The sequence below is a fragment of the Streptomyces sp. NPDC111520 genome, assembly GCF_055635295.1.
Map to the genome: position 1 here is coordinate 203,300 of NZ_JBVKBW010000014.1, position 6,931 is coordinate 210,230.

General features: G+C 70.8%; 5 protein-coding genes. 4 read left to right on the forward strand and 1 reads right to left on the reverse strand.

The features are described 5' to 3' along the window. Positions 1 to 140 precede the first annotated feature (140 nt). Positions 141 to 2,702, reverse strand: a complete 2,562-nt coding sequence (locus ACZ7MY_RS30340) for a YfhO family protein (protein WP_499606459.1) — start codon at positions 2,700 to 2,702, stop codon at positions 141 to 143. A 370-nt stretch (positions 2,703 to 3,072) separates the two neighbouring features. On the opposite strand from ACZ7MY_RS30340, the gene ACZ7MY_RS30345 reads away from it, so the two are divergent. The 4 genes from ACZ7MY_RS30345 to ACZ7MY_RS30360 all read left to right on the forward strand — a co-directional run bounded on the left by ACZ7MY_RS30345 (position 3,073) and on the right by ACZ7MY_RS30360 (position 6,801). Further along, entirely contained in the window at positions 3,073 to 4,047 is a 975-nt protein-coding gene (locus tag ACZ7MY_RS30345; RefSeq protein WP_499606460.1) for a glycosyltransferase family 2 protein, read from the forward strand. Next, the gene (locus tag ACZ7MY_RS30350; RefSeq protein WP_499606461.1) at positions 4,047 to 4,439 is read left to right on the forward strand and encodes a GtrA family protein; all 393 of its coding nucleotides are present in this window, start codon (positions 4,047 to 4,049) and stop codon (positions 4,437 to 4,439) included. Before ACZ7MY_RS30345 ends, ACZ7MY_RS30350 begins: the two co-directional genes overlap by 1 nt. Before the next feature lie 138 nt (positions 4,440 to 4,577). Then, the gene (gene glmS / locus ACZ7MY_RS30355; protein ID WP_499606462.1) at positions 4,578 to 6,425 is read left to right on the forward strand and encodes a glutamine--fructose-6-phosphate transaminase (isomerizing); all 1,848 of its coding nucleotides are present in this window, start codon (positions 4,578 to 4,580) and stop codon (positions 6,423 to 6,425) included. A gap of 7 nt (positions 6,426 to 6,432) precedes the next feature. Beyond that, positions 6,433 to 6,801, forward strand: a complete 369-nt coding sequence (locus ACZ7MY_RS30360; RefSeq protein WP_499606463.1) for a holo-ACP synthase — start codon at positions 6,433 to 6,435, stop codon at positions 6,799 to 6,801. The last annotated feature ends 130 nt before the right edge of the window (positions 6,802 to 6,931 follow it).

A 6,931-nucleotide genomic window follows, 5' to 3' on the forward strand; every position in this document is an offset into this window, starting at 1 on the left:
GTTAGAGTGGGCCCGGGGGGGGGGGTGTCTAAAGAAAGGGACGACACGACACCACGTGCGGGCACCCCGGGGGGGTGGGGTTCCCCTTTGTGGTGCCGGCCCCCCCCCCCCCCCCCCCCCCCCCACGACGGCATGCGGCCCTATGCCGAGGTCAGACTCTGCGCGGGCCTGGCGGCCGGGGTGTCGGACGGGTCGTCCGGGGCCGACTGCCCTCGCCGGCCCCGGAGCCGGCGCAGCAGCACCGGCCAGGCCAGGACCAGCAGCGACCCCCCGGCGGCCGCCGAGCCCAGCCGCAGCCCCGGCGGTCGGAAGTCGCAGCTGATCCGGGTGGTGTCGCCGTCCAGCGGCACCGAGATCAGGCCGAGGTAACCGTCGGCCGGCTTCGCCTCACCGTCGCCGGCGGCACACTGCCAGCCGGCCGTCCGCGGGACGGCGATCACGGCCGTGCCCGTGCTCCCGGCGGGCAGTTCGGCCTCCAGACCGCTGCCGCTGACCTGGACGTCGGTGGCCGCGGTGGCCTTGAGCCGCTGTACGGCGGCGGCGAGGCGGGCCGGGTCCAGGCAGCCCACGGGCTGCTCGGGCAGCACGCCTGACCCGGCGGCACTCAGCTCGACGGTGAGCGGGGTCGTCCCAGCGGCCGTGCCGAGCCGTCGCATCGCGGCGCCCAGCTGCGGCGGCTTGCCCCGGAACTTCGCGGCCGGTCCGCCGGGGAGTTGCGCGGTCCCGGTGTAACCGGGGGCCCACAGGTACACCTCGCTGCCGGACGGGCAGGAGAAGGTGAGCCGGTCCGTGACCCCCGCGTCGGCCCCACTGCCCCCGGAGAGCTTGTAGCCCTGGTCGGCGGTGCGGGCGGGGGCCTGGCCGTCGGCCGGGCGGAGCGAGACGCCGGGAAGGGTGTAGACCTGCGCGCCGAGCAGTTGTTCCTGGTTGCGGAAGGCCGACCGGCCGAAGGCGGGGGGCTGCTCGGACGGCCGCACGGTGACCAGCGGCGGCACGTCCCTGCGGGTGACCGTCATGGTGTCGGGGTGCACCCGGGCGCCGACCGAGAAGATGACGTCGGTGACGGGATTGTCCAGGCTCTGCGGCGACCGGCCGAGCGCGGACCAGCCTCCGCCCAGGGAGAACAGGGTCCGGCTGAGCGCGATCGAGGTGAGGCTGCTGTAGTACTGCGCCCCCTGCCCACCGACGACCAGCGGATCGTTGCCGACGCCCTGCGGGAGGCCGGGGTCGGTGCGGTACCGCGGCCAGCCGTCCGCCTCGGCCACCAGCTGACTCTGGCGTTCCTGGTACTCCCCCCACACCGGGTGGCTGGGGAACTTGTGCTGCCGCGCCTGGGCCGCGTAGTCCGCGCTGACGGCGGCCTGTCCGAGCTGCGACCCCAGGAGCAGTACGGCCGCGGACGCCACCAGGAACCGGCGGGGCCGGCGGGCGGTCAGGCCCAGCAGCGCCACGGCGCCTGCCGCGGCCGCGGTGCCCGCGACCAGGGTGGGTACCGTCCAGCTGCTGATGAGCTCGCTCCGCATGGCGCCCGCGGTGATCAGCGCCAGCGCCCCCAGACCGCCGAGCAGCGGCCGGAAGCCCGGTACACCGTGCGCGAAGGCCTGCCAGGCGGCGATCACCAGCAGCCCGCTGAAGATGAACGCCTGCCGGTAGGCGCTGCCGTTGGGCGTGCTGAAGGCATGCCAGGCCAGATGGGTGGGCCCCCACTGCATGGACGCCACCATCCCCACGACCAGCAGGCTCCACACCACCCGCACGCGTGCGGGCACCGCGCCGTTGAACGGCAGGCACAAGGCGAGGAGCAGCACCGCGGTGCCCACGTAGACGGCGGGATCCAGCGAGCTGTAGGTGGCGGGGAGCATCCGGGCGAGTACGTCCGTCCAGCCCCGGGGCGAGAACTCCCTCACCGACCCGGGATAGGCGTGCCGGGTGCCCAGCGCGATGGTGAACAGCAGCGGCGCGGACAGACCGATGCCGAGCGCCGTGGTGAGCGCGGCGCGCAGTACGGCCGTGCAGCGCTCCTTCAGCGTGGTGTCGCTGAGCAGCAGTTGGGCGATGAGCACCAGGCCGGCGCCGATGGTGGCCATGTACGCGGTGTAGAAGTTGGCGATCCAGACGACCGCGACCAGCGCCGTGCCGAGCAGTCGGCGACGGCCGTGTCGCGCCCACTCCCCGACCAGGCACAGCACCGGGAATCCGATCAGTCCGTCCAGCCACATGGGGTTGATCGCGCCCTGGAAGAGCGACCAGCCGCACAGCGCGTACCCGGAGCCCAGGACCGCCGCCACCCAGCCGCGGCCGCGCCTCATGGAGAGCAACAGCCAGGCCATCGCAGCTGCGGCGACGGCCAGTTTGAGCACGGTGATCGCGTAGAGCGCCAGGTCGATCCGGTCCCGCGGGAAGAGCACCACCAGCAGCGCGAAGGGGCTGCCCAGATAGGTCCCCACGTCGGGCAGTGAGCTGGAGCCGTAGCCGGACTGCCAGTTGACCGGCAGGCCGCCGTCCGTGCGACCGTGCAGGAGGTCCCACAACCAGGTGTGGAAGGGGACGAACTGGTTGGCGAGGTCGATCACACTGCGGGAGCGGGGTCCGAAGGGGAAGCTCCGGGCCAGCGCGTCGCCGGCGCAGATGGCGACGGCCGTGAGCAGCGCGGCGAGTCCCGCGGCACGCAGGCGCTCCCTGTCCGGCGTCCGGATTGACATCTGGCCCCTTTCGCTCCCGACGGTCTTCCGGAATAACGGACGCTGCTTATACGGGCGCGCACGTACGAAGACCGGACCGATCGCCCGAAAATCGGACTGATCTCGGGGATGCTAGCAGCACGATTAAACCGCCTGGCCCGCTCCACATCGCACCGCGGCAGGGGGACGACGTGCGGAGTGCCGGGGCGGCCGGAGGTGCCGGTGTCCTTGTTCAATAAGTGGACTTGCTTTCGTTACCCACCGCACATCCTCGGCGGGTACACAGGGCACCCTGTCGGTCCGTCGGGCCGATTTCGCCGCCGCCCCCGTAATTGGACTCGTGTTACGGTCGCTGCGCACTTGGCCCAGTAGCACGCTTGGAGCGAGAAGCATGCTCATATCCGTCGTGGTTCCGTGCTTCAACGAAGAGGACGTCATAGCCCGCTTCCATGACCATCTGGTCATGGAACTCGCGATGATCGGCCATGACTTCGAAATCGTCTACGTGGACGACGGAAGCCGGGACCGGACCCTCTCCATCCTCGAGCAGCTGGGCGACCGGGACGGTCACGTGCGGTTTGTCTCCTTCAGCCGCAACTTCGGCAAGGAGGCGGCCATGCTGGCGGGGCTGCAGCACGCCTCCGGCGACGCAGTCGTGATCATGGACGCGGATCTGCAGCACCCGCCGGAGCTCATCAGGCGCATGGTCGACCTGCACGCCGACGGCTACGACCAGGTGATCGCCAAGCGGACCAGGGAGGGTGACCGGGTCACCCGGACGATCGCCGCCCGTGCCTACTACCGGCTCATCAACCGCCTGGTCGACGTGGAACTGGTCGACGGCGTCGGTGACTTCCGGATGCTCTCCCGCCGCGCGACGGACGCGGTGCTCGAGCTCACCGAGTACAACCGCTTCTCCAAGGGCATCTTCGCCTGGGTGGGATTCTCGACCGCCACTTTCGAGTACCAGAACGCCGTGCGCGAGCAGGGCCGCAGCAAGTGGACGTTCGGCAAGCTGCTCAACTACGGACTCGACGGCCTGCTGTCCTTCAACAACAAGCCGCTGCGCATGGCGCTGTATCTCGGCATGCTGCTGCTTTCCGTCGCCTTCGCCTACGCCGCATGGATTGTCGGTAGCGCGTTGGTTAACGGAGTGCGAACTCCTGGATATGTCACGCTCGTGGTGGTCATCACGGCGCTCGCGGGTGTACAGATGGTCATGCTGGGAGTGGCCGGCGAATATGTCGGCCGAATTTACTACGAGGTCAAGCGGCGCCCGCACTATCTGGTGAAGGCCGCCAATGTCGCCTCTGCGCGGACCGGGAGCCGGAACTCGCCGGAGGTGCAGAAGGAACTGGTCCGCTGATGCTCGGCCAGCTCATCCGGTTCGGGATGGTCGGAGTCGCGAACACCGGCGTCTACTACGGCCTGTACCTGTTGTTCCTGCTGCGGCTGCCCTATGTGGCGGCGCACGTCCTGGCCTTCGTGCTCAGCATGATCGGTTCCTACTTCCTGACGACCTGGTTCACCTACCGGACCCGGCCGAGCTGGCGGACCTTCCTGCTCTTCCCGCTCACCAACCTGGCCAACTTCGTGGTCACCACCGGCGGCCTCTACCTGTTGGTCGACGTGCTGCAGGTGGGCAGCTGGTACGCGCCGCTCATCGCCTCGGGGGCGGCCGTGCCGATCACCTTCATCGTCTCCCGCATGATCATGGTCCGGCCCGGGGTCGAGGCGGTCGGCGGCCAGGCGGTCTGAGGCACGGGGCTGCCGTACGGGAGGAGCCGCGCCCGCCGCTGCGATCCACGGCTCACCAGGGTTCGTGCCCGTGGGAAATTCCGATGTCGGGCAGGCTCCGGCAGGTCCGGGCGCCGGCCGGACCGTAGGCTACGGGCCATGTGCGGAATCGTTGGATACGTGGGCGGCCAGTCCGCCCTCGACGTCGTCATCACGGGTCTGAAGCGACTGGAGTACCGGGGGTACGACTCGGCGGGCGTGGCCGTCCTCGCCGACGGCGGCCTGGCCGCGGCCAAGAAGGCCGGCAAGCTCGCCAACCTGGAGAAGCTGCTGGACGAGCGCCCGCTGCCGACCGGCCCCGCCGGCCTCGGGCACACCCGGTGGGCCACCCACGGCGCTCCCACGGACGCCAACGCGCACCCGCACCTGGACAACGCGGGCCGGGTCGCCGTCGTCCACAACGGCATCATCGAGAACTTCGCCGCCCTGCGGGCCGAACTCTCCGAGCGCGGCCACGACCTGCTCTCCGAGACCGACACCGAGGTCGTCTCCCATCTCCTCGCCGAGGCCTACTCCTCCACCGGCGACCTCGCCGAGGCCATGCGCCAGGTCTGCGGCCGCCTCGATGGCGCCTTCACCCTGGTGGCCGTGCACGCCGACGAGCCGGATGTCGTGGTCGGCGCCCGCCGCAACTCCCCGCTCGTCGTGGGCGTCGGCGACGGCGAGAACTTCCTCGCCTCCGACGTCGCGGCCTTCATCGCGTACACCCGCGACGCGATCGAGCTCGGCCAGGACCAGGTCGTCGAGCTGCGCCGGGAGGGCGTCACCGTCACCGACTTCGAGGGCAAGCCCGCCGACGTCCGGCCGTACCACATCGACTGGGACGCCTCCGCCGCCGAGAAGGGCGGCTACGACTACTTCATGCTCAAGGAGATCGCCGAGCAGCCCAAGGCCGTCGCCGACACGCTGCTGGGCCGGATCGACGCGAGCGGCCTGCTGACCCTCGACGAGGTCCGCATCCCCACTTCCGTGTTGCGCGAGGTCGACAAGATCGTCATCGTCGCCTGCGGCACCGCGTTCCACGCGGGCATGATCGCCAAGTACGCGATCGAGCACTGGACCCGCATCCCCTGCGAGGTCGAGCTCGCCAGCGAGTTCCGCTACCGCGACCCGATCCTGGCCCCCCGCACGCTGGTGGTCGCCATCAGCCAGTCCGGCGAGACCATGGACACCCTCATGGCCCTGCGGCACGCCCGCGAGCAGGGCTCCAAGGTGCTGGCCATCTGCAACACCAACGGCTCCACCATCCCGCGCGAGTCCGACGCGGTGCTCTACACGCACGCCGGCCCCGAGGTCGCCGTCGCCTCCACCAAGGCGTTCCTCACCCAGGTCGTCGCCTGCTACCTCGTCGCCCTCTACCTGGGCCAGGTGCGCGGCACGAAGTGGGGGGACGAGATCGTCGCCGTCATCCGCGAGCTCTCCCAGATCTCCCGCCAGGTCGAGCAGGTCCTGGAGACCATGGAGCCGGTCCGCGAACTGGCCCGCTCCCTCAAGGACAAGAACACCGTCCTCTTCCTCGGCCGCCACGTCGGCTACCCCGTGGCCCTGGAGGGCGCGCTCAAGCTCAAGGAGCTCGCCTACATGCACGCCGAGGGGTTCGCCGCCGGCGAGCTCAAGCACGGCCCCATCGCGCTGATCGAGGAGGACCTCCCGGTCGTCGTGGTCGTGCCGTCGCCGCGCGGGCGCTCGGTGCTGCACGACAAGATCGTCTCCAACATCCAGGAGATCCGGGCACGCGGTGCGCGCACCATCGTCATCGCGGAGGAGGGCGACGAGTCCGTCGTCCCCTACGCCGACCACCTGGTGCGGGTGCCGCGGACCCCCACGCTGCTGCAGCCGCTGGTCGCGACGGTGCCGCTGCAGGTCTTCGCCTGCGAGCTGGCCACGGCCCGCGGCAACGAGGTCGACCAGCCGCGGAACCTCGCGAAGTCCGTCACGGTCGAGTGACCGCGCCGTGATCATCGGGGTGGGCATCGACGTCGCCGAGATCGAGCGCTTCGAGCAGTCCCTGGAGCGCACGCCCGGCCTGGCCGAGCGGCTCTTCCTCCCCGGTGAGCTCCACCTTCCGAGTGGGGCCCGCCGGGGCGGCGCCTCCCTCGCGGCGCGGTTCGCCGCGAAGGAGGCGGTGGCGAAGGCGCTGGGAGCCCCCGGGGGGCTCCACTGGGCGGACGCGGAGGTCGTCACGGAGGATTCGGGGCAGCCGCGGCTCCTCGTCCGGGGGACGGTGGCGGCGCGGGCGGAGCAACTGGGGGTGCGGTCGTTCCACGTCTCCCTCAGCCACGACGCGGGGGTCGCGTCCGCGGTGGTCATCGCCGAGGGCTGAGCGGCGGTCCGGTCGGGGGTGCCCGATGGCGCGGGGGGGGGTGCCTCTATGTCCTTCGTCAAGCCTGTGCTGGTCACGCGGTGGCTGTTGCGGATGGGCGCGGTTCGTAGAAGGTGCCGTCGCGGAGCAT